This is a genomic window from Pseudomonas putida, assembly GCF_028682175.1.
GTDB lineage: Bacteria > Pseudomonadota > Gammaproteobacteria > Pseudomonadales > Pseudomonadaceae > Aquipseudomonas > Aquipseudomonas putida_AD.
This window is the reverse complement of record NZ_JANHKS010000013.1, coordinates 72,124-95,005: the sequence shown is the minus strand read 5'-3', so window position 1 is coordinate 95,005 and position 22,882 is coordinate 72,124. Positions and strand designations below refer to the sequence as shown.

Genomic DNA, 22,882 nt, shown 5'->3' with positions numbered 1-22,882 from the left:
AAAGCGTCATCAAAGGTCCAGCACCAGATCGGATGTCGGGCGGCTGCAACAGAGCAGACGCAAGCCTTTGTCGATCTCGCGCTGGCGAATCCCTCCGTTGTGCTGCATATCGACTTCGCCCTGCAGCACGGCGGTCTTGCAGGTGCCGCATACGCCCTGGCTGCAGGAGGAGGGGACTACGGCTCCGGCTTTTTTCGCCGCGGCCAGCAGGGTCTGGCTGGGGCTGACGCTGAAGGTCTTGCCGGATTTGGCGAGGGTCACGGTGAAGCTCGTTTCGCTCGGTGCGCTGGCTGGCGTCACCGGTGCGGCCGTTTCCGCAGCCAGTGCGTTGATGTCGAAACTTTCCTGATGGTAGTGCGCCACATCGAAACCAGCTTTCTCCAGCACGCCACGGGTGGCGCTCATGTAGCCCTGAGGGCCGCAGGTGAAGACTTCGCGCTCCAGAAAGTCGGGCACCTGTGTGCTTAGCAGCGCCAGGTCCAGGCGGCCAATCGGACCCTGCCAATCGGCTTCGTCACCTTCCGCTTCACAGACGGCCAGCACCCGGAAGCGGGATTGCTGGGCCTGCATCTGCGCCAGTTCATCACGGAAAATAATGTCGGCGGGCGAGCGCGCGCTGTGGACAAACACGATGTCCAGATTGGCCGCCAGATCGTACGCCGCCCGTGCCATGGCCATCAGCGGGGTGATGCCCGAACCTGCCGAGAGATACAGCAGCTTGCCGGTGGGCAGCCCGACCGGGGTGAAGCTGCCTGCCGGCCCTGACGCGGCCAGCGTGCTGCCCGGATGCAGGTTGTCGTGCAGCCAGTTGGAGACTTCGCCGCCCGGTACGCGCTTGACCGTGATGCAGAAGTTGAAAGGCCGCGTCGGCGAGGACGAAAGGGTGTAGCAGCGCGAAACGATCTTGCCGTCGATCTGTGGCGAGATTGTGATGAACTGCCCCGGTTCGAAGGCCAGCGCGGTGAAGTCGGCACAGCGAAAGACGAAGGTTTTGACGTCGTGGGTTTCGTTGCGCACGGCGCAGCATTCGATGCGCCGGGTTTCCCCACTGGGCCATTCGGCGCCGTGGGTGGCCCAGGTGGCTTCATCGGCGAAGCGCACGTCCGGAATATTCTGCAAAGTGGTCATGGTCATTCCCTCACACGCCGTGGGCGGCCAGGCGCGCGGCGTACCAGCGCGAGAACTGATCGACGTAGGACTCGGTAAATGCCGAGAACGGCCCCGGTGCGTAAGCCGGATCCTGGGTGCCGCTGTGGGTGATGGCGACCAGATTGGCGTCCTGCTGGTTGGTGGCGTTCCACACTTCGGTGAGGGTCTGGCGCTCGTAATCGACGCCTTCGACCGCATCCTGGTGCACCAGCCAGCGGCTGCGCACCAGGGTCTTGTCGGCGGACAGCGGGATGATCCAGGAGATCACCGCGTGGTCGCTCATGACGTGGGTCCAGGAATTGTGCGTCCACAGGTGCATGTCGCCCAGATCGCGGCGCGTCACGTCGCCCAGCAGACGGGTGCAGGCCACCTGGGTGTTGAGGGTTTGCGACTCGCCGTTGCCGGCGATCACCAGCCGTTGCGAGCGAAACTGCGTGATCGAGGCTTCGTCCAGATACTCGACGGCGTCACAGATGAAGCCGTCTGCTTCCCAGCTCGCCTTGGCCGCGGCGTTGCGGGCGTAGTAATCGTCCAGCGCGACGAGGGATTCTTCGCTCAGACCGTCGGTGCAGAAGCCGAAGTCTTCCGGCAGGAACGAGGCGGTCAGTTCCGGGTGGGTGCCTGCGCAGTGGTAGCACTCGCGGTTGTTCTCGATGACCAGCTTCCAGTTACCGTTCTCGATGATCTCGGATTCGTGGGCGATCTTGGCCCTGCTCAAATCGAACGGTGCGAAGCGCGGCGTCATGGTGTCTTCGAGGTAACCGATGTCTTCTGGCGGCTCGCTGGACAGGCAGACGAACACGTGGGCACCCACGACCTTGGTGTGCACCGGGTGCAGGCTCTTGCAGGTGCGGTCGAAGTCCTTGCCCATGTGCGCGGCGTGCTTGAGGCTGCCGTCCAGGTCGTAGGTCCACTGGTGGTAGGGGCAGACCAGCATCCCCACCGTGGACTTGCCGGCCTCCTTCAGGCGCGCGCCGCGATGGCGGCAGACGTTGCGGAAGGCCTGGACGTTTTCGTCATCGTCGCGCACCAGGATGATCGACGCCTTGCCCAAGTCAACCGTGTAGACATCACCCGGTTCCGGAATGTCGGCGGTGACGCCGACCAGAATCCAGTGCTTGTTGAAGAACACGTCAACGTCGGTGGTGAAGACGTCGTCGCGACCGAACAATTCGCCGGGCATGCCGTGGCCGGGCATGCGTTCGACGAGCAGTTGGCGATGGCTCTTCACGGGGGATACGATCATGTTGCACCTCGGGTCATCAGGCTTGTTTTGCTTCGATCCAGTATCGAAATGCCCCGAAGAACGGTCAACGCGCTTTATTCTCACCCTCGTATGAGCGCAGGTTATGCGAACTCCCGCGTGCCATCCTGACGCAGCCACTGGGTCAGGATCTGCACGAATCCCGAGCTGCTTCGGCCTGTGGGAACCACCACGTAATAGGCGTCCTTGGGCTTGACCACCAGCGGAGTGACCCGCACCAGCTCCCCCGATTCGAGCAGGTGATGCACCAGCCGGCCCCAGCCCAGCGCGATGCCGTGACCCTGCATTGCGGCCTGAACCGCGTCGCTGTAATGGCTGCAACGCAGCTGATAGGTCAGGCGCGGCGGTGCCTCTCCCAGCGCACGGAACCAGCTGTTCCAGGTGATCCAGCCTTCGAGGGTGGCGTCTGAATCGATCAGCGGCGCGTGGTGCAGATCCTGCTCGGTGTGCGGCGCAGGATGGCTGGCGAGCCAGGCCGGGGAGCACACCGGGAAGACCTCTTCATCGAACAGCAGCGTCGAGGTGCCGTCGTCCCAGCGGCCTGTGCCGAAGCGCACTGCGAGGTCGACGTCATGGTGCTGCGTGGACACCAGCCGCAGGTGCAGGTCCGGTTGCGCCTGGCGCAGCGCCGTGAGCCGGGGGAGGATGCGCAGTTGCGAAAATGCCGAGGTGCTGGCGAGCACCAGTTCCTGCTCGGTGGTGCCTTCGGCGATCTTGTCGAACGTCCCGGCGATGCGCTGCATGGACTCGGCGACCACGGCATACAGCGCGTAGCCCTCGGTGGTGAGCTTGATCGAGCGGTGCAGGCGATGAAAAAGCCGCGCATTGAGGGTGTCTTCCAAGAGCTTCACCTGCTTGCTCACCGCCGCCTGGGTGACGCCCAGCTCCTGCGCCGCGAGGGTGAAGCTGCTCAGGCGCGCCACGGCTTCGAATTCCAGCAGCGCGGTCATGGAGGGAATCAGGCGCCGGTAGCCCTTGATGCGTCGCGGTCCGGGTGGTTGCAAGCTGGGGATGCTCATGGTCGGCCTCGGCTGTTTTTATAGTCTTTCGGAATAGCGTCCACACAATGTACGCAGGTGTACATTAAATGATCGATACAGTACAGTGCTTTTATATTGATGTGTGGGGAAAGCGGTCATGGCGAGAATCAAGGCACAGGATGCGGGCTGGCGCGGCTCGGCGGAGGGCTGGCTTCAAGCGGCTTATGAAGCGCTGAAAGAGGCGGGCATCGATGCCGTTCGGGTGATGCCGCTGGCCAAGCGCCTGAACCTGTCGCGTACCAGTTTCTACTGGTTCTTCGAAGACCGCGAGCAGTTGCTCGCTGCGCTGATCGCGCGCTGGCGGGACAAGAACACCGGCAGCCTGCTGCGCCAGAGCGAGGGCTATGCCGAAAGCATCAGCGAGGCTGCGCTGAACGTCTTCGAGTGCTGGCTCAACCCCGAGATGTTCGACTCGCAATTCGAGTTTGCGGTGCGCAGTTGGGCGTTGCAATCGCCGGAAGTCAGCCAGGAAGTGGCCGCCGCCGACCAGGCGCGCCTGGCCGGATTGGCCGCGATGTTTCGCAGATTCGGTGCCGAACCCGAGGTGGCAGATGCCCGGGCGCGGACGCTGTACCTGACGCAGATCGGCTACATCACCATGAACACCCGTGAAGAGGCCGTGGAGCGTTTCCAGCGCATTCCGCACTACGTGACCATCTTCACCGGCAAGGCGCCCAAGCGCCGCGAGCTTGACCGTTTCTATGGCAAATTCGGGTACGCACAGACCGATCCCGGCGTGTTTGTCCCGCTGGTTGATACCTTCGAGGAGGCCGTGAGTGAGTGACCAAACGCTGGGCATCATCGGCGGCACCGGCTGGTTGGGCGACGGGATTGCCAAGGCTGCGCTGGCGAGCGGGCTGTTGTCGGCGGATCACCTGGTGCTGTCTAACCGTTCCGGCGAGGGTGAGCTGGCCGGGCGTGGGGTGCGCATCACCACCGACAATTGCGAGCTGGTTCAGATGAGCTCGATGATCATGCTCTCGGTCCGGCCCGAGCAGTTCGACGGTTTGAAGCTGGACGCGGCGGGCAAGTGCGTGATTTCGCTGATGGCTGGCGTCCCTGCGTCGCGCATCAAGGCGGCAACCGGTGCCAGCGTTGTCGTGCGCGCGATGCCCAATGCGGCGGTGGAGATTCGACGGTCTTTCACGCCTTGGTTCGAGGACGGTGAGCTGTCGGTGGCCGACAAGATGTTCGTGCAGCGGTTGTTCGAAAGCGTGGGCGATGCGGCCGAAGTGCCGTTGGAAGATCATATCGATTACCTGAGCGCGCTGTCGGGCACTGGGCCTGCGTACCCGGCCTTGCTGGCGCAGGCGTTGACCCAGGGTGCAATGGCTCAAGGCATACCCGAATCAATCGCCCGTCGCGCAGCCTTGGGTGTGGTGGTCGGCAGCGCACCGTTGCTGGCCGAGCGTTCCGCAGAGCAGTTGATCGAAGCCCTGATGGCGTATCGCGGGGTAACCGCAGCCGGGTTGCAGGCGCTCACCGATGACGGGTTCGAAGGCCTGATAGGCAGCGCGATCCAGGCCGGCGCCACGCTTGCCCGAAAAGGAATGTAGCCCCACAGAGTTCTGGGGTGTACACGGTCACGCTTCTGCCCGAAGGGCGTAGCAGCGCGGCTTGCCGGCGGGCTGGCGCGAAGCGGCAGTAAACCCTGAGTACGCGGTTTACCTCACAACACCGCGGCGTCTGATTTTACTGGCGCTGCGCACCAGCCCGCCGGCAAGCCGTGCTGCTACGGGTGCAAGGCTGGCAAGCCGGACTGCTACGGGGCATGGTTGTATGGGCAATCTCTTTGGGAGCACACGGTCACGCTTCTGCCCGAAGGGCGTAGCAGCACGGCTTGCCGGCGGGCTGGCGCGAAGCGGCAGTAAACCCTGAGTACGCGGTTTGTCTGCCACCACCGCAGCGTTGATTTTACTGGCGCTGCGCACCAGAACGCCGGCAAGCCGGACTGCTACGGGTGCAACGCCGGCAAGCCGTGCTGCTACGGGGCAGCGTCGGCAGGGCGGGTGACGTTTTCAGAGATCCTTCACCAACCGCAGTGCGTCGTAGATCGCGGCGTGGGTGTTACGTGCCGCGACGGCGTCGCCGATGCGGAAGAGCTGGAAGCGCCCATCGGGGTTGGTCACGATGTTTTGCGCGTTGCCGGCGATCAGGTCGTGCTGCTCCACGGCCCCATCGTTGAGCGAGTGAGGGCGCAGGTCGAAATACAGATCGTCCAGCGGCAGGGTGCCGTGGTTGACGATCACCTGATCAACGACCCGATGCTTGTTCACCGGCCCATAATCACTGCCCAGATGCGCAATCAGTTTGCCGTCCTGGCGCTCCACCCGGTCAACCCGGTAGGTCACGGTGAAGGTCACGTCCAGGTCCTGCAGCGCCCGCATGTACGGCACCAGGTTCATCGCCATCACTTCCGGCGAGAACGAGCGGTCCGGGGTAATGACTTCCAGCGTCGCGCCGCTTTTGGCGATCAATTCCGCAGCCTGCAGCGCGGCATGATCGCCCGCATCATCGAAAATCAGCACGTTCTTGCCGGGCTTCACGTCGCCGGAAATCACGTCCCAGGCCGACACCACCAGCTCGTTGCCGCTGCTCAGCACTTCAGTGTCAGGCAGGCCGCCGGTGGCGACGATTACCACGTCCGGCTCTTCGGCCAGCACGGTGTCGGCCTCGGCCCAGGTATTGAAATTGAATTTGACCCCCAGGCGTTCGCACTGGGTCATGCGCCAGTCGATGATGCTGATCATCTCCCGGCGACGTTCCGACAGCGCCGTCAGGCGAATCTGTCCGCCTGGCTGATCCGCCGCTTCGAATACCGTCACCTGATGCCCGCGTTCGCCTGCCACCCGCGCCGCCTCAAGCCCGGCGGGACCTGTGCCGATCACCACCACCTTGCGCGTTTTCGCGGCCTTGGGGATGTCATGGGGCATGGTGGTTTCACGCCCGGTGGACGGGTTGTGGATGCAATACGCCGCACCGCCCTGATAGATGCGGTCCAGGCAGTAGTTGGCGCCGACACAGGGGCGGATGTCTTCTTCGCGCTTCTCGATGATCTTGCGCACGATGTGCGGATCGGTCATGTGCGCGCGGGTCATGCCGATCATGTCGACCTTGCCCGAGGCGATGGCGTGGCGCGCGGTGGCCACGTCCGGAATCTTCGCTGCATGGAAGGTCGGGAAGCCGGTGGATGCGCGAATCTCTCCGGCGAAATCCAGGTGCGCGGCGTTACGCATGCCCTGAATCGGAATCACGTCGGTCAGGCCTGCGTCGGTGTCGATGTGCCCGCGCACCACGTTGAGGAAATCGACCAGGCCGCTGTCCTTGAGCATGTGGGAAATCTTCATGCCTTCTTCAGCGTTGAAGCCACCCGCCAGGTCCTCATCGCCGGTGTAGCGCACGCCCAGCAGGAAATCCTCGCCGCAACGCTTGCGAATGCCGCTCAGGATATCGAAGGTGAAGCGCATGCGGTTTTCCAGCGAGCCGCCGTACGGGCCGTCCAGATCGTTGGTCAACGGCGACCAGAACTGATCCATCAGATGCCCGTACGCCTGCAGCTCCAGGCCATCCAGGCCTGCGGCCTTCATGCGTTCCGCGGCATCGACATAGTCCTTGATGATGCGGTCGATGTCCCAGTCTTCCAGCTTCTTCGGGAACGAGCGGTGCGAGGCTTCGCGACGGTGCGAAGGCGAGACGACCGGCAACCAGTCGGCCTTGTCCCAGCGCGTGCGACGGCCCAGGTGGGTCAACTGGATCATCACCGCCGCGCCGTGTTCGTGGCACTCGTCGGTCAGGTCCTTCATCCACTTCACCACCTCATCCTTGTACGCCAGCACGTTGTTGAACACCGGCGGACTGTCCCGCGACACCGCGGCCGAACCTGCGGTCATGGTCAGCGCCACACCGGCCTTGGCGCGCTCCACGTGGTAGGCGCGATAAAGGTCCTTGGGCATGCCGTCCACCGGATACGCCGGTTCGTGGGAGGTGGTGATGATGCGATTGCGCAGGGTCAGGTGCTTGATCTGGTAGGGCTGCAGAAGCGGATCGGTGGACATTATCGGTGCTCTCTTGGAGGAACATCAGGCTCGGTCTGGCATAACATTAGGATCGAATGTTCACAGGTGTCAATCTCTAAAACACAGGTGTACATTTTGCTTGCTAGCCCCGAAAACCATGGCTAAGATCCGTTCAGAACAGGCGATACAGCGTCCTGAAGACGAAGGAGACCGATACGTAGCTCACTCATTACCTGGATTCATTCGACGCAGCGTTTTAGTCGTTTGAACGCGGTGTGGCATTTTGCTTTGATAGGCCGAATGCCTGCCTTTTTCACTGCCAGCTCCACCACACATAGAAGAACCAAAGGAGAAGCCCTAGATGAATAATTGCGCGTTCAAGACCAAGACAAGCCGCTGGCTTGCCGGCATGGCCCTGGCGACAGTGTCGATGTTTTCCCAGGCGGCCGAGCCTGTGAAGATTGGCTGGGTCAACTGGTCGGACACCGAAATCGCAGTGAAACTGGCCTCGGCCGCTCTGCAGGATCATCTGCAGCAGCCCGTCAAACTGGTGCAAGCCGACATCGGTATCCAGTTTCAGGCACTGGCCAACGGCAGCATCGACCTGATTCCGATGGTCTGGCTGCCCTACACCCACAAGCCGTTCTACGACAAATACAAGGATCGTCTGGAAGATCTGGGCGTGTTGTATGAAGGCCGCATCGGCATGGCGGTGCCGGACATCGTGCCGGAAAGCGAAGTCGCCAGTATCGAGGACCTGAACAAGCCCGGCATCCGCGAGAAGTTCAGCGGACAGATCCTTACTTCCGAGGTGGGCAACGGCCAGTACAAGGTCACCCTCAAGGCGATCGACGACTACAAGCTCAATGGCTACAAGATGGTCGCCTCAAGCGAAGCGGGCATGCTCAGCGAACTGGACCGCAACCTCAAACGCGGCAAGTGGTCGCTGGTCAACGCCTGGAGCCCGCACTGGATGTTCTCCAAATATCCGCTGCGTTACCTGGCTGACCCTAAAGGCGCACTGGGCGGCACCGAGCAGATCCACGCCATCGCCCGCAAAGGCTTCTCCGCCGAACACGCCGACGTCGCTCACTTCTTCGCCAACTTCAAGATTCCAAAGGAAGATCTGGAAAAGCTGATGCTGGCCGCGCGTGAAAGCAGCGCAGACAAGGTCGTGGCCGATTACTACGCCGCCAACAAGGCGCGTTACCAGGCGATGTTTGCCAGCGCGCAATAACGATTATCTGCGGTAACGAAGAAGCCCCGACATCTCGCGATATCGGGGCTTTTTTGCAGCGCCGGAATCTTGTTTCTCGCCTTATCAATACCTTTGGGGACTTGGCCAACAGCCTGTCAGGCAATATCTGCGTCATCTTCAGGTCTGCGGTGAGAAGATCATGCACCAACCGCCCAGTTACATTTGCGTCAGCCGACGACCCACCAGAGCCGTGTAAAATCAGATGATTACAATGCGCTCGAGGACTGAGCTTGGCGAAATTTCACGTTGACGCTATCCAGCATTGGGAGTCGTTTGAACATGCTGGAACGTCGTATGATCTTGGTCACTTGGACTGTCACGAAGTCCTGCTACGCAAAGAAGCGGGGAAGGATCCGATCCGCTTCGTCGTCACTTACGGGCTGCATTGCTTCACCAAAGATGACACGGAACAGAACATTCCACTGAAATACGCTGATGGGCGTGAGAGCCGCCTGGTTTGCATTGAGCGCTATGAAACCTCCCGACAACTGCGCAGCGCGCTCGAAAAATTGGCCGGCGCGACTGTCTACCTGACCCAGGGCGAAAGCTTTTTCACCATGGATGTCATGAATAACGCGAGCGGTGAGGTAGAACCATTCAAGATCTGCATGGCTGTTTTTCGAGAAAACCGGGTTTTGCGGATCCATGTCACCAGCGCATTTTTTGCGAGGTCAGGTGAAGGTTCGCCTGGGGTACCGATCAGAAGAAAAGGCTTCAGCATCTTCAAGATCGCAGTCGACGCTCTTAAGAAACCGAACGGCCAATTCCCCAAAGAGGTTCGGAATCGCTATCCCAAGAGGAAATGAATGGCCCAGAAACGGCGAATCCCTCTCAAGGAGGGATTCTCAGCCGTTGATGCATGCATCAACGGGGCAGGTCGTTCTCACGTCGCGCTCGGCGAACTGGTGTCCCAGTAACGGGGTGCGATCCGAAGATCCCTGTAACCACCCTTTGGTTTACGCATATGCGCAAAAATATCTTCCACTATCAGTGGAATGGGATCAAGGTTTTTTTATGTTCATCTCTCAAAGCTGCCGATCCCATTGGTCGTAACAGCATCGTTATGCTGACTTTCTGTCACCCGATATCAGAGCCTCTAAAACGCAAAACCCCCGTATCGCTTGGCGATAACGGGGGAGATCTTTCACGCGCCGTGGAATCCCACGAAGTACGTCAGACGTTGAAACGGAAGTGCAGCACGTCACCGTCCTTGACGATGTAGTCCTTGCCTTCCAGGCGCCATTTGCCTGCTTCCTTGGCACCGGCTTCGCCCTTGTACTGGATGAAGTCGTTGTAGGCGACGCATTCGGCGCGGATAAAGCCTTTTTCGAAGTCGGTGTGGATCACGCCAGCAGCCTGTGGTGCGGTGGCGCCGACGCGGACGGTCCAGGCGCGGACTTCTTCGACGCCTGCGGTGAAGTAGGTCTGCAGGTGCAGCATCTCGTAACCGGCACGGATCACGCGGTTCAGGCCTGGCTCTTCGAGGCCCAGGGCTTCGAGGAACATGTCTTTCTCTTCACCGTCTTCGAGTTCGGCGATTTCTGCTTCGATCTTGTTGCAGACCGGCACCAGCATTGCGCCTTCTTCTTCGGCGATGGCGCGGACCACGTCCAGGTGCGGGTTGTTCTCAAAGCCGTCTTCGGCGACGTTGGCGATGTACATCACCGGCTTGGTGGTCAGCAGGTGGAAGCCCTTGATCACGGCTTTCTCATCGACACCCATGTTCTTCATCAGGCTGCGCGCCGGCTTGCCTTCGGTGAAGTGGGCGATGAGTTTTTCCAGCAGGCCTTTCTGGACCACTGCGTCCTTGTCGCCGCCCTTGGCGTTACGGGCAACTTTCTGCAGCTGTTTTTCGCAGCTGTCGAGGTCGGCGAAGATCAGTTCCAGATCGATGATCTCGATGTCGCGTTTCGGGTCGACGCTGTTGGAGACGTGAATCACGTTCTCGTCTTCGAAGCAGCGAACCACGTGGGCGATGGCATCGGTTTCGCGGATGTTGGCCAGGAACTTGTTGCCCAGGCCTTCACCTTTGGACGCACCGGCTACCAGGCCTGCGATGTCGACGAACTCCATCGTGGTCGGCAGGATGCGCTTGGGGTTGACGATGTCCGCCAGCGCCTGAAGGCGGGAGTCGGGCATGGCCACGATGCCGCTGTTCGGCTCGATGGTGCAGAAGGGAAAGTTCTCTGCCGCGATACCGGATTTGGTCAGGGCGTTGAACAGGGTGGACTTGCCGACGTTGGGCAGGCCGACGATGCCGCAGTTGAATCCCATGATGTTTCCCCTCGAGTGATGTCAGGCCTTCTGGCTGTGCAGGACGCGCATCGCCTTGGCGAAGTCGCCGGCGAATACATCCGGCAGCACGCCGAGGGCAAAGTCGATGCTGGCATCGAGTTTTTCCTGTTCGGCGCGTGGCGCACGACCCAGGACGAAATTTGAAACCATGCTGGCGACGCCCGGGTGGCCGATGCCAAGCCGCAGGCGGTGGAAATTGTTCTGATTACCCAGTTGCGCAATGATGTCGCGCAACCCGTTGTGCCCGCCATGGCCGCCGCCCAGCTTGAGCTTGGCAACGCCCGGAGGCAGGTCGAGTTCGTCGTGTGCCACCAGGATTTCTTCAGGCTTGATGCGGAAGAAACCGGCAAGTGCCGCCACGGCCTGGCCGCTGCGGTTCATGTAGGTGGTGGGAATCAGCAGACGAACGTCCTGGCCCTGATGGCTGAATTTAGCCACAAGACCGAAATACTTGCGATCAACGGTCAGATTGACACGCTGTGCGCTGGCAATGCGTTCAACGAAAAGAGCCCCTGCGTTATGCCGGGTCTGTTCGTATTCGGGGCCGGGGTTTCCCAGGCCGACGATCAGTTTGATGGCGGTCACGTCAGGGGCTCTTCCTTGGGTTGCGAGTGACGATAGCGAATACCGTCACCCGGTCAACCGGCGTGCGAGTAAAGATTACTCGGCAGCGCCTTCTTCAGCTTCTTCAGGAGCAACGCGTGGAGCGTGAACGTTGGCAACTGCCTTGTCGTCACCGTGAGCCAGAGCCACGAATTCAACGCCTTTCGGAGCTTTGAGGTCCGACAGGTGGATGATGGTGCCGATTTCAGCGTTGGCCAGGTCGACTTCGATGAACTCAGGCAGGTCTTTGGCTTCGCAGGAAACTTCGATGTCGTTTTCTACGTGCGAGATTTCGCCGCCTTTCTTGACCGGAGCTTCTTCGTTGATGAAGTGAACCGGAACCTTGGCAGTCAGTTTCTGGCCAGCGACAACACGGATGAAGTCAGCGTGCATGATGAACTGCTTGGCTGGGTGACGCTGCATGGCCTTGACGATGACGTTTTGCTTTTTGCCGTCAACGTTCAGTTCGATAACGTGGCTGTAGGCCGCTTCGTTTTCGAACAGTTTGGCGATTTCCTTGGCCACGATGGTCAGGGATTCAGCGGCTTTGTCACCACCGTAAACTACGGCAGGGATGCTGGCGGCGTGACGCAGGCGGCGGCTCGCACCTTTCCCCAGGTCAGTACGCGCTTGGGCGTTCAGAGTGAAATCAGTCATTTTGTATCTCCAAAATAGCCATTACCGGTTGGCGTTTGCGACCAGCGCCAGACTCGGTATGGGCAAAAAAGCCCCGCCCCGACAATGAGTGTCGGGGCGGGGCGCTTTTCGTCAACGGATGATTCGAAAGGGCAGGGCCCTTAGCGGAACATCGCGCTGATCGATTCTTCGTTGCTGATGCGACGCATCGCTTCAGCGACTACCGGTGCGATATCCAGCTGGCGGATACGGTCACAGGCTTGTGCTGCAGCGGACAACGGGATGGTGTTGGTCACCACCAGTTCGTCCAGCACGGAATTTTCGATGTTCTCGATCGCGCGACCCGACAGAACAGGGTGGGTGCAGTAGGCAAAAACCTTGGCTGCGCCGTGTTCTTTAAGGGCCTTGGCCGCGTGGCACAGGGTGCCGGCGGTGTCGACCATGTCGTCGACGAGAATACAGGTACGGCCTTCGACGTCACCGATGATGTGCATCACTTCGGAGTGATTGGCCTTCTCACGGCGCTTGTCGATGATCCCGAGATCCACGCCCAGGGATTTGGCAACAGCACGTGCACGCACGACGCCGCCGATATCCGGGGACACGATCATCAGGTTTTCGAAGCGTTGGTCTTCGATGTCATCCACCAGAACCGGGGAGCCGTAGATGTTATCTACCGGAATATCGAAGAAGCCTTGAATCTGGTCAGCGTGCAGGTCAACGGTCAGCACACGGTCGATACCGACGACGGTGAGCATGTCCGCAACCACTTTAGCGCTGATAGCCACGCGAGCGGAACGCGGACGGCGATCCTGGCGGGCATAACCAAAGTAAGGAATAACAGCAGTGATACGAGTAGCCGAGGAACGACGGAAGGCATCAGCCATCACGACGAGTTCCATCAGGTTATCGTTGGTCGGAGCGCAGGTCGGCTGAATAATGAAGACGTCTTTACCGCGAACGTTTTCATTGATCTCAGCGGTAATCTCGCCGTCGGAGAATTTTCCGACAGAGATGTCACCGAGAGGGATATGCAGCTGACGTACGACACGCCGAGCCAGATCGGGGTTGGCGTTCCCCGTAAAGACCATCATCTTGGACACGCGCAGTACCTGGAGGCTTAGGGTATGCCTGGATGACTATAGGAAAATGGCAGGGGCGGCTGGATTCGAACCAACGCATGGCAGGATCAAAACCTGCTGCCTTACCGCTTGGCGACGCCCCTGTATCTGTTGCAACGAATGCCTGGCATTCGGTTCTCTTAGAGCAGTGTCTGTAACTTGCGATGCAACATCGAAACGTTGCTTCCCTTTGCTACAAACCCTGTAAGGGTCTCTGTAAGAAGGGCCGAGACTTTATCAGCTTCAGCTTTGTTTGGGAAGGCCCCAAACACACAACTTCCAGTTCCGGTTAATTTTGCTTCGGTAAATTTACCTAGCAAATTCAAAGCGTTACGTACATCTGGATAACGCCTTGCTACAACCGGTAAGCAGTCATTTCGACTGTTTCCCTTGGGAACGGGGCGCACTTTAATGGGAGGAGTGTCACGTGTCAACAGTGGATCTGAAAAAATTTCTGCTGTACTTACAGATACTTGCGGCACGAGCACGACATACCACGGTTCTTCGGGGGTTACAGGGGTAAGGATTTCGCCCACACCCTCAGCAAATGCGGCGTGTCCGCGCACGAAAACCGGCACGTCAGCCCCCAGCTTGAGCCCCAGCGCCGCCAGGCGATTTTCATCCCAGCCCAGTTGCCAGAGATGATTGAGCCCCAGCAAAGTCGTCGCTGCATCGGAGCTTCCGCCACCGATGCCCCCGCCCATGGGCAGGATTTTTTTCAGCCAGATGTCCACGCCGAGCGTGCAACCCGATTGTTCTTTCAAGGCGCGAGCCGCTTTGACAATCAGATTGCTGTCGTGAGGGACGTCGGCAATTTCCGTTTGCAGGCGCACTTCACCATCTTCGCGCAGGGCGAAACTCAACTCGTCGCCGTAGTCCAGAAACTGGAAAATCGTTTCGAGCTGGTGATAGCCGTCTTCGCGGCGGCCAAGAATGTGCAGCATCAGGTTCAGTTTGGCCGGCGCGGGGAGGGTCAGGCGGGGTGCGTCTTGAACAGGCAGCGACATGATCATTGCCCCAGCTTGCGTGGTTGCCAGTCCTTGATGACCAGCGTGACGTCCAGGTCCTGGCCGTGCAGTTTCATCCGCTCGGGCAGCCAGTAACCGTTTTGCTCGGTGTAGCTGAGGTACTCGATCTGCCAGCCATCCTGCTCAAGACCCGACAGGCGGCTGTCGCCGTCCAGGGTAAGGCTGCTCTTGGTTTCGGGGGCGGGCAGGCCGCGCACCCACCACACCAGATGCGAAACCGGCAGTCTCCAGCCCAGTTGATCCTTGAGCAGGGTTTCGGGATCGGGCGCGTCATAGCGGCCCTGATTGGCGACTTCCAGCGAGACAGCGCCAGGGCGCCCGGTCAGGCGTGCTGCACCGCGCCCCAGGGGGCCGGAGAGGCGAATGTCGTAATAATCCTGGCGTTGCAGCCAGTACAGCGTACCGCTGCCGGAATCCTTCGGCGCGCGAATGCCGACCTTGCCGTTGATCTCCCAGCCGTCGAGGCGGGTGAGCTGTTCTTTGTTGACGCGCCATTTGGCGGCGTCGCCCGTGCCTTGTACAGCTTCGCGCGGGGTGACCCCTGCGCAACCGGCGAGCAGGGCGATAAGGGTGAAAGCGATCAGGTGGCGCAAAGACATAAATCAGAGGGTCTCGGAGCCGGTCAGGCGCTTGAGCGTACTGCGCAGGACCGGGCTGTCAGGTTGTTGTTCCAGGGCCTTGCCCCATATTTTGCGTGCCTCGCGCTGTTCGCCCTTGGCCCAGAGCACTTCGCCCAGGTGCGCCGCGACTTCGTGGTCGGGGAAGCGCTCCAGGGCTTCGCGCAGCAGGCGCTCGGCCTCGTCGAGGTTGCCCAGGCGATAATTGACCCAGCCCAGGCTGTCGAGGACCGCAGGGTCTTCGGGATTGAGCTGGTGGGCGCGTTCGATCAGTTCCTTGGCTTCGGCATAGCGCGTGGTGCGGTCGGACAGGGTGTAGCCCAGCGCATTGAGCGCCATGGCGTTGTCCGGCTCGCGCTTGAGGATCGCCCGCAGGTCGGTCTCCATCTGCTTCAGGTCGTCGCGCTTCTCCGCCAGCATCGCGCGGGTGTACAGCAGGTTCAGATCGTCCGGGTACAGCTTCAACGCCTGGGTCAGCACTTGCCAGCCACGGTCGCTCTGGTTGTTGTTGGTCAGGGTTTCAGCTTCGATCAGGTACAGTTGAATCGTGTAATCGGGCTGATCGGCACGGGCCTGGGCCAGGCGCTTGGAGGCCTCGGCGGTGTTGCCGTTGCTCATCAGGATGTCAGCCTGACGCAATTGCGCCGGCAGGTAATCGTTGCCCGGCCCGACCTGAGCGTACTCGCTCAAGGCGTTTTGCGGGTCGTTGCGCTCTTCGTAGATGCGGCCAAGGTTCACATGAGCCGAATCGACGTGGCTGCCACGGGCGACCAAGTCTTCGAGATAGCCCTGGGCTTCATCCCAGGCCTTGTTTTCCAGGCACACCAGCGCCAGCGAATAACGCAGTTCGTCGTCATCCGGGTACTGCTGAACAAGATTGGAGAACTGCACCTTGGCGTCTTCCATGCGGTTCTGTTCCACCAGCATGCGCGCGTAAGTCAGGCGCAGACGCTTGTCGTCCGGGTACTTCTTGATGCTCTTTTCCAGCAGCGGAATCGCTTCCTTGCCGCGGTTCATGCTTTGCAGCAGGCGTGCGCGCAACAGGATCGGCGCGACTTCGCCTTCGCCCGGCGGGTTGTCTTCGAGCAGCTTGAGGGACGCATTGCTGTCGCCCTCCTGCTGGAGCAGCAGCGCCTTGCCGAAGATCAACTGGCCGTTTTTCGGGTACTTGGCCAGCAGCCGGTCAAAGCTGGCCAGAAGGCCCTTGCGGGTGTTGGAGTCGGTTTCCGCAGCCGACAGGGCGAGGAAGTCGAAATGGGTATCGCCCTGACCCTGCAGCACCTTTTCCATGTAGCGCATGGCGTCGTCGTAGCGACCGGCCCGGGCCAGCTGGATAGCGGCCGCGCGCTGGGCTTCCAGGTTGGTCGGATCGTTGCGCGCCCAGATCATCGAGGTGTCCAGGGCGGCCTGATCGGCGCCAAGGTACTCGGCAATGCGGAAGGCTCGCTCGGAAATGCCCGGATCCTGGGTCTGGATGGCCTGGGTCACGTAGTTGTCCAGCGCAATGTCGAAGCGGTTGCGCTGTCCGGCAAGCTCGGCAGTCAGCAGGCTGACGACGGTGTCCTGGGTGAACGATCCGTAGACCTGCGGCTTGGCCTCGGGCGCGGGCGTCGTTTCCTTCGCCGCAGCCGGCGGCTGCGAGGATGCGGGAGGCGTCGACTGACAGCCACCGAGAACGACTAGGGCAAGGAACAACGCGGACGATTTATTCATATAGAAGAGGGGCGGCTTACCTGCGGTTTGGAAGCATCATGACATAAGGCAGGGAGCAAACCCACAGCCCGGCTAAAAACTTAAAGACCCGTTATTTAAAGCCTGCGCCCGGACAATTTGTCGCAGGGGCAGGGCTGCGAAGCGGATCTCTATAGGGACAATAGACTGTCCTGGACGTTCTGAATGTATTGCGGTGGTTGTTCTCGGTCTAGTGAAGTAGGACAATTGCCGGCTTCTCGTCACCGTCAGCGACCTTGAATGGCCTTTCTTGCTCTGGGTATCAATCATAAGACTGCATCAGTGGATGTCCGCGAGCGCGTGGCATTTACGCCTGAGCAGCTGGTTGAGGCATTGCAGCAGCTGTGTCGCCTGACCCAGAGTCGTGAAGCGGCGATTCTTTCGACCTGCAACCGCAGCGAGCTCTATATAGAGCAGGATCAGCTCACCGCCGAGGTGGTGCTCAGCTGGCTGGCCGACTATCACCACTTGAACCTCGAAGAGTTGCGCGCCAGTGCCTATGTGCACGAGGACGACGCTGCCGTGCGCCACATGATGCGCGTGGCTTCGGGGCTCGATTCGCTGGTGCTGGGCGAGCCGCAGATTCTCGGCCAGATGAAATCCGCCTACGCCGTGGCGCGTGAAGCGGGGACCATCGGCCCTTTGCTCGGACGGTTGTTCCAGGCCACCTTCAGCGCTGCCAAGCAGGTGCGCACCGACACGGCCATCGGTGAAAACCCGGTTTCCGTGGCTTTTGCCGCCGTCAGCCTGGCCAAGCAGATATTCAGCGACCTTCAGCGCAGCCAGGCATTACTGATCGGCGCCGGCGAAACCATCACGCTGGTCGCCCGGCACCTGCGTGATCTTGGGGTCAAGCGTATCGTGGTCGCCAACCGCACGCTGGAACGCGCAAGCATCCTGGCCGAAGAGTTCGGTGCCCACGCGGTGTTGCTGGCCGACATCCCGGCCGAACTGGTCAACAGTGATATCGTCATCAGTTCCACCGCCAGCCAGTTGCCGATCCTGGGCAAGGGCGCGGTGGAAAGCGCGCTGAAACTGCGCAAGCACAAACCGATCTTCATGGTCGACATCGCCGTCCCTCGCGACATCGAGCCGGAAGTCGGCGAGCTGGACGACGTTTACCTGTATACCGTCGACGATCTGCACGAAGTCGTCGCGGAAAACCTCAAGAGTCGCCAGGGTGCAGCCCAGGCGGCCGAGGAACTGGTGAGCCTTGGCGTCGATGATTTCATGTCGCGCCTGCGCGAGCTGGCGGCGGTCGATGTACTCAGGGCCTATCGTCAGCAGAGCGAACGCCTGCGCGACGAAGAACTGCAAAAGGCCCAGCGCCTGCTCGCCAATGGCGCCAACGCTGAAGATGTACTGGCGTCGCTGGCCCGTGGCCTGACCAACAAAATGATGCATGCCCCCAGCGTGCAACTCAAAAAGCTGTCCGCCGAAGGCCGCGTCGATGCGCTGGCCATGGCCCAGGAACTCTTTGCCCTCGATGAGGGCTCCACGGATAAACCCCCGCAATGAAAGCTTCACTGCTCAACAAGCTGGACGTGCTCAGCGACCGTTTCGAAGAATTGACCGCGTTGCTGGGCGACGCCGAAGTCATTTCCGATCAGACTCAATTTCGCGCCTATTCCCGTGAATATGCGGAAGTCGAGCCGGTGATCCAGGTCTATCGCCAACTGCAGAAGGTGTACAGTGATCTTGAGGGTGCCCAGGCGCTGCTCAAGGACAGCGACCCTGACCTGCGCGAAATGGCGGTCGAGGAAGTACGCGAAGCCCGCGACCGCCAGGAAGTCCTGGAAGCCGATCTGCAAAAGATGCTGCTGCCCAAGGATCCCAACGACAGTCGCAACGTGTTTCTGGAAATTCGTGCCGGCACCGGTGGTGACGAGGCGGCGATTTTCTCCGGCGACCTGTTCCGCATGTACTCGCGCTATTCGGAGCGTCGTGGCTGGCGGGTGGAAATCCTATCGCAGAACGAAGGCGAGCATGGCGGCTTCAAGGAAGTCATCGCGCGGGTCGAGGGCGACAACGTCTACGGCAAGCTTAAGTTCGAATCCGGGGCGCATCGCGTGCAGCGGGTTCCCGAAACCGAATCCCAGGGCCGCATCCATACCTCGGCCTGCACGGTGGCGGTATTGCCCGAGCCCGATGAGCAACAGGACATCGAGATCAACCCGGCGGATTTGCGGGTCGACACCTACCGCTCTTCGGGTGCGGGCGGGCAGCACGTGAACACCACCGACTCGGCCATCCGTATCACTCACTTGCCAACCGGTATCGTGGTCGAGTGTCAGGAAGAGCGTTCCCAGCACAAGAACCGCGCCCGGGCGATGGCCTGGCTCGCGGCCAAGCTCAAGGATCAGCAGACTTCCGCAGCGGCCAACGCCATCGCGTCCGAGCGCAAGCTGCTGGTGGGTTCGGGCGACCGTTCCGAGCGCATCCGCACGTACAATTTCCCACAGGGGCGAGTGACAGATCATCGCGTCAACCTGACGCTGTACTCGCTGGATGAAGTTCTGGCCGGTGGAGTCGATGCAGTGATAGAACCGTTGCTTGCCGAGTATCAGGCAGACCAACTTGCGGCACTGGGTGAGTAAATGACCATCATCGCCAGCCTGTTAAGAAACGCCGAACTGCCGGACTCCCCGACAGCCCGCCTGGACGCCGAACTGCTGCTCGCCGCTGCCCTGGGCAAGCCGCGCAGCTTTCTGCACACCTGGCCCGAGCGCATCGTCAGCTCCGAAGCCGCCCAGGCCTTCGATGGCTATCTGAAACGCCGTCGTACTGGCGAGCCGGTGGCCTATATCCTGGGCCTGCAGGGCTTCTGGAACATCGATCTGGAAGTCGCGCCCCACACGCTGATTCCGCGGCCGGAAACCGAAATGCTGGTGGAGACCGCGCTGGAGCTGCTGCCCGGGGCCATCGCTCATCGCCTGCTGGACCTGGGCACTGGCACCGGCGCTATCGCCCTGTCGCTGGCCAAGGATCGCCCGCAGTGGACCCTGACCGCCGTGGACCGCGTGGAAGACGCCGTCGAGCTTGCCGAGCGCAATCGCCAGCGCCTGCACCTGGACAATGCCCGGGTGCTGCAAAGCCACTGGTTCAGCGCCGTTGAGGGTCAGCGTTTCGACCTGATCCTGAGCAATCCCCCTTATATCGCCGCAAGCGACCCGCACCTGGTCGAAGGTGACGTGCGCTTCGAGCCCAGCAGTGCGCTGGTGTCGGGCGACGACGGGCTGGACGACCTGCGGCTGATCGTCTCCCAAGCGCCTGCGCATCTGGAAGCCGGTGGCTGGTTGCTGCTGGAGCACGGCTACGATCAGGGCCCGGCGGTGCGCGAACTGCTCAATCGTCATGGCTTCGAACAGATCCAGACCCGCCGCGATCTGGGGGACCACGAACGCATCACTTTCGGACGCGTGCCACTTTGAACACTGCCGACCTGACCGACGAAGAGCTGCTGCGCTACAGCCGACAGATCCTGCTGTCTCAGGTCGATATCGACGGCCAGTTGCGCATCAGGCACAGCCGCGCCTTGATCGTCGGCGTCGGCGGGTTGGGCTCGCCGGTGGCGTTGTACCTGGCGGCGGCCGGTGTGGGCGAGCTGCATCTGGCGGACTTCGACACGGTCGACCTGACCAACCTGCAACGCCAGATCATCCACGACACCCAGAGCGTCGGCCAGAGCAAAGTCGATTCGGCCATCGCCCGTTTGAGCGCGATCAACCCGCAGATCAGACTGGTCGCCCATCGCACCGCGCTGGATGTCGATTCCCTGGCTGCTGCGGTGGCGGGTGTGGACCTGGTGCTCGATTGCTCCGACAACTTCTCGACCCGCGAGGCGGTCAACGCTGCTTGCGTGGCCGCCAGACGTCCGCTGGTCAGTGGCGCGGCGATCCGTCTGGAAGGGCAGCTCTCGGTGTTCGACCCGCGTCGCCCTGAAAGCCCGTGCTATCACTGTCTTTACGGGCATGGGAGCGAAAGCGAACTGACCTGCAGCGAAGCCGGCGTGATCGGCCCTCTGGTGGGCCTGGTCGGCAGCCTGCAAGCGCTGGAGGCCCTGAAACTGCTGGCCGGTTTTGGTGAGCCGCTGGTCGGGCGGCTGCTGTTGATCGATGCCCTGGGCAGCCGCTTCCGCGAGCTGAAGGTCAAGCGTGATCCCGGTTGCAGCGTCTGCGGCGCGGCCCATGAATAGAGCGCGCAAGGATGGCTAGAGACAACGATGCGCCCATCGGCGTGTTCGATTCAGGTGTCGGCGGCCTGTCGGTCCTGAGCGAAATCAATCAGCTGTTGCCCCGCGAGTCGCTGCTCTATGTGGCTGATTGCGGGCACATCCCCTATGGCGAGAAATCCCCCGAGTTCATTCGTGAGCGCTGCGTGATCGTCGCCGAATTCTTTCGCGCTCAAGGCGCCAAGGCCCTGGTGCTGGCGTGCAACACCGCGACGGTTGCAGCGGCTGCCGACCTGCGCGAGCGCTACCCGGACTGGCCAATCGTCTGCATGGAGCCTGCGGTAAAGCCTGCGGCCGCCGCCACCCGCAGCGGTGTGGTCGGTGTGCTCGCCACCACGGGCACCCTGCAAAGCGCAAAGTTCGCCGCCTTGCTCGACCGTTTTGCCGCCGATGTTCAGGTGGTCACCCAGCCTTGCCCCGGGCTGGTCGAGCTGATCGAAACCGGTGATCTGGCGAGTCCTGCCCTTCGGCAACTGCTCAAGGGCTATGTCGACCCGCTGCTGGAAGCCGGTTGCGACACCATCGTGCTGGGTTGCACCCACTATCCCTTCCTCAAGCCGCTGCTGCGGGAGATGATTCCGGCGTCGATTTCGCTGATCGATACCGGCGCCGCCGTCGCCCGTCAATTGCAGCGTCTGCTCAGCCAGCAAGACTTGCTCGCCAGCGGTCACCCTCTGACCGCGCAGTTCTGGACCAGTGGTGATCTGGAAAATTTCAGAAACATCCTACCTGTACTATGGAAATATTCTGACAGTGTGCGAAGCTTCGGCCTGTGAAAAAAACGTGAATAGCGCTGTTTTCTACTGAACTAACGCTCGCTGACGGATTTCTACACGAAGTCTGTTGATATAAAAATTTCTAACTGCACTCGAAAATGGGATGTTTCAGATGAAGCGACTGTTTTGTTTGGCTGCGATTGCGGCCGCGTTAACGGGGCAAAGTGCAATTGCTCAGGCCGATGGGGTCGAGTTCTCGGTGGGACACACCGGCGAATCGACGATGACCTATCGTCTGGGCGCGCAATTTGATTGGGACAAGAGCTGGTGGCAAACCAGCGTCGGTCGTCTGACGGGCTACTGGAGCGGCGCCTACACCTACTGGGAAGGTGACAAGAGCTCCAGCAACAACAGCCTGTCGTTCTCCCCGGTATTCGTTTACGAATTCTCCGGTGAAAGCGTCAAGCCGTACATCGAGGCCGGAATCGGTGCTGCAGTATTCCAGCACACCGAAGTTGAAGGGAACAAACTGGGCAGCGCCTTCCAGTTCGAAGACCGCATCGGCTTCGGCCTGCGCTTCGCCGGTGGTCATGAAGTCGGCCTGCGCGCCACTCATTACTCCAACGGTGGCCTGACCAGCAGCAACGATGGTATCGAAAGCTACGCGATCCATTACACGATGCCGTTTTAAGCATCTGGGCCAATTCGCCGGCAATCTTTCTGCTGGCGATTGAACTCACGTAGCAGCACGGCTTGCCGGCGGGGCGGTGTATCTGTGAAGGATATGTCCGCTGACACACCGCCCCCGCCGGCAAGCCGTGCTGCTACGGGTAGGTGTTACACATACGCCGTCGCAATCCCTTCCCGCTCGGTGATGCATTCCGGCGCACCCATCTCGAATTCCCTACAGATCAACGGCCTTTTGTCGTAGATCGTGCAGCGCATCGTGTCGCGATCCAGCGCCGCGCACCAGCCGTCGTCCAGGCGCAACATGACCTCGCCGCCCCAGTCATCGGTATCGATGAAGCGTTCGGGCACGCCGGTATCGGTGATCAGCATCACTTCCAGTTGGCAGCAGCAGGCGGCGCAGGTGGAACAGGAAACGGCGGGCTCGGCAGGTTCTGCGGGGAGTTGCAGCAGGGGAATGGCACTCATGGGCGGCAGTTTAAAGCAGTGA

The 22,882-nt window shown here is 60.9% G+C and carries 22 protein-coding genes and 1 tRNA gene; 10 read left to right on the top strand and 13 right to left on the bottom strand.

All coding sequences use genetic code 11. The features are described 5' to 3' along the window. Nucleotides 1-9: 9 nt before the first annotated feature. From NPS29_RS11880 to NPS29_RS11870, 3 genes are all read right to left on the bottom strand, one after another. Nucleotides 10-1,128: a hybrid-cluster NAD(P)-dependent oxidoreductase gene (locus NPS29_RS11880; protein WP_274132744.1), complete on the bottom strand. Its 1,119-nt coding sequence runs from the start codon at nt 1,126-1,128 to the stop codon at nt 10-12. A gap of 10 nt (nt 1,129-1,138) precedes the next feature. Beyond that, complete coding sequence (locus NPS29_RS11875) at nt 1,139-2,395, bottom strand: aromatic ring-hydroxylating oxygenase subunit alpha (RefSeq protein ID WP_274132743.1); 1,257 nt, start codon at nt 2,393-2,395, stop codon at nt 1,139-1,141. 101 nt (nt 2,396-2,496) lie between these two features. Then, a complete protein-coding gene (locus NPS29_RS11870) occupies nt 2,497-3,432 on the bottom strand; it encodes a LysR substrate-binding domain-containing protein (RefSeq protein ID WP_274132742.1) in 936 nt (311 codons plus the stop codon). Between the two features lie 118 nt (nt 3,433-3,550). Here NPS29_RS11870 and NPS29_RS11865 point away from each other — a divergent pair, with 118 nt between their 5' ends. Together NPS29_RS11865 and NPS29_RS11860 are read left to right on the top strand one after the other, a co-directional pair. Then, nucleotides 3,551-4,237, top strand: a complete 687-nt coding sequence (locus NPS29_RS11865) for a TetR/AcrR family transcriptional regulator (RefSeq protein ID WP_274132740.1) — start codon at nt 3,551-3,553, stop codon at nt 4,235-4,237. Then, nucleotides 4,230-5,009: a pyrroline-5-carboxylate reductase family protein gene (locus NPS29_RS11860; protein WP_274132739.1), complete on the top strand. Its 780-nt coding sequence runs from the start codon at nt 4,230-4,232 to the stop codon at nt 5,007-5,009. The genes NPS29_RS11865 and NPS29_RS11860 overlap by 8 nt, the downstream gene beginning before the upstream one ends. A gap of 462 nt (nt 5,010-5,471) precedes the next feature. On the opposite strand, the gene NPS29_RS11855 is transcribed toward NPS29_RS11860, so the two are convergent. Beyond that, complete coding sequence (locus NPS29_RS11855) at nt 5,472-7,508, bottom strand: NADH:flavin oxidoreductase (protein WP_274132737.1); 2,037 nt, start codon at nt 7,506-7,508, stop codon at nt 5,472-5,474. 322 nt (nt 7,509-7,830) lie between these two features. Between NPS29_RS11855 and NPS29_RS11850 the strand changes: the two genes are divergently transcribed. After that, nucleotides 7,831-8,706 carry a glycine betaine ABC transporter substrate-binding protein gene (locus NPS29_RS11850; RefSeq protein WP_274132735.1) on the top strand — a complete coding sequence of 292 codons (876 nt, stop codon included), beginning with the start codon at nt 7,831-7,833 and terminating at the stop codon, nt 8,704-8,706. Between the two features lie 251 nt (nt 8,707-8,957). After that, nucleotides 8,958-9,533, top strand: coding sequence for a hypothetical protein (locus NPS29_RS11845; RefSeq protein ID WP_274132733.1), 576 nt, complete (start codon nt 8,958-8,960; stop codon nt 9,531-9,533). A gap of 367 nt (nt 9,534-9,900) precedes the next feature. On the opposite strand, the gene ychF is transcribed toward NPS29_RS11845, so the two are convergent. The 8 genes from ychF to NPS29_RS11805 form a co-directional block, all read right to left on the bottom strand. Next, complete coding sequence (gene ychF, locus NPS29_RS11840) at nt 9,901-11,001, bottom strand: redox-regulated ATPase YchF (RefSeq protein WP_274132731.1); 1,101 nt, start codon at nt 10,999-11,001, stop codon at nt 9,901-9,903. A gap of 21 nt (nt 11,002-11,022) precedes the next feature. Beyond that, complete coding sequence (gene pth, locus NPS29_RS11835) at nt 11,023-11,607, bottom strand: aminoacyl-tRNA hydrolase (RefSeq protein ID WP_274132729.1); 585 nt, start codon at nt 11,605-11,607, stop codon at nt 11,023-11,025. 75 nt (nt 11,608-11,682) lie between these two features. After that, on the bottom strand, nt 11,683-12,282 hold the full coding sequence (locus NPS29_RS11830; protein ID WP_274132728.1) for a 50S ribosomal protein L25/general stress protein Ctc: 600 nt from the start codon (nt 12,280-12,282) through the stop codon (nt 11,683-11,685). A gap of 140 nt (nt 12,283-12,422) precedes the next feature. Continuing rightward, complete coding sequence (locus NPS29_RS11825) at nt 12,423-13,364, bottom strand: ribose-phosphate pyrophosphokinase (protein ID WP_037018241.1); 942 nt, start codon at nt 13,362-13,364, stop codon at nt 12,423-12,425. A 47-nt stretch (nt 13,365-13,411) separates the two neighbouring features. Further along, a tRNA-Gln gene (locus tag NPS29_RS11820) sits at nt 13,412-13,486 on the bottom strand. Nucleotides 13,487-13,522: 36 nt separating this feature from the next. Beyond that, nucleotides 13,523-14,389, bottom strand: coding sequence for a 4-(cytidine 5'-diphospho)-2-C-methyl-D-erythritol kinase (gene ispE / locus NPS29_RS11815; RefSeq protein WP_274132726.1), 867 nt, complete (start codon nt 14,387-14,389; stop codon nt 13,523-13,525). Nucleotides 14,390-14,391: 2 nt separating this feature from the next. Beyond that, complete coding sequence (gene lolB / locus NPS29_RS11810; protein WP_274132724.1) at nt 14,392-15,009, bottom strand: lipoprotein insertase outer membrane protein LolB; 618 nt, start codon at nt 15,007-15,009, stop codon at nt 14,392-14,394. A gap of 3 nt (nt 15,010-15,012) precedes the next feature. Continuing rightward, the gene (locus NPS29_RS11805; protein ID WP_274132722.1) at nt 15,013-16,740 is read right to left on the bottom strand and encodes a tetratricopeptide repeat protein; all 1,728 of its coding nucleotides are present in this window, start codon (nt 16,738-16,740) and stop codon (nt 15,013-15,015) included. 258 nt (nt 16,741-16,998) lie between these two features. On the opposite strand from NPS29_RS11805, the gene hemA reads away from it, so the two are divergent. The 6 genes from hemA (at nt 16,999) to NPS29_RS11775 (ending at nt 22,396) form a co-directional block, all read left to right on the top strand. Then, complete coding sequence (gene hemA, locus NPS29_RS11800; protein ID WP_274132721.1) at nt 16,999-18,276, top strand: glutamyl-tRNA reductase; 1,278 nt, start codon at nt 16,999-17,001, stop codon at nt 18,274-18,276. After that, entirely contained in the window at nt 18,273-19,355 is a 1,083-nt protein-coding gene (prfA, locus tag NPS29_RS11795) for a peptide chain release factor 1 (protein WP_274132719.1), read from the top strand. The genes hemA and prfA overlap by 4 nt, the downstream gene beginning before the upstream one ends. Next, nucleotides 19,356-20,189, top strand: a complete 834-nt coding sequence (gene prmC / locus NPS29_RS11790; protein WP_274132718.1) for a peptide chain release factor N(5)-glutamine methyltransferase — start codon at nt 19,356-19,358, stop codon at nt 20,187-20,189. Nucleotides 20,190-20,200: 11 nt separating this feature from the next. Continuing rightward, a complete protein-coding gene (locus tag NPS29_RS11785) occupies nt 20,201-20,953 on the top strand; it encodes a molybdopterin-synthase adenylyltransferase MoeB (RefSeq protein WP_274132795.1) in 753 nt (250 codons plus the stop codon). Between the two features lie 11 nt (nt 20,954-20,964). Further along, a complete protein-coding gene (gene murI / locus NPS29_RS11780) occupies nt 20,965-21,765 on the top strand; it encodes a glutamate racemase (protein WP_274132716.1) in 801 nt (266 codons plus the stop codon). 112 nt (nt 21,766-21,877) lie between these two features. Further along, on the top strand, nt 21,878-22,396 hold the full coding sequence (locus tag NPS29_RS11775; RefSeq protein WP_274132793.1) for an acyloxyacyl hydrolase: 519 nt from the start codon (nt 21,878-21,880) through the stop codon (nt 22,394-22,396). 146 nt (nt 22,397-22,542) lie between these two features. Here NPS29_RS11775 and NPS29_RS11770 read toward each other — a convergent pair whose 3' ends face one another. Further along, a complete protein-coding gene (locus tag NPS29_RS11770; RefSeq protein ID WP_274132714.1) occupies nt 22,543-22,860 on the bottom strand; it encodes a YkgJ family cysteine cluster protein in 318 nt (105 codons plus the stop codon). Nucleotides 22,861-22,882 lie beyond the last annotated feature (22 nt).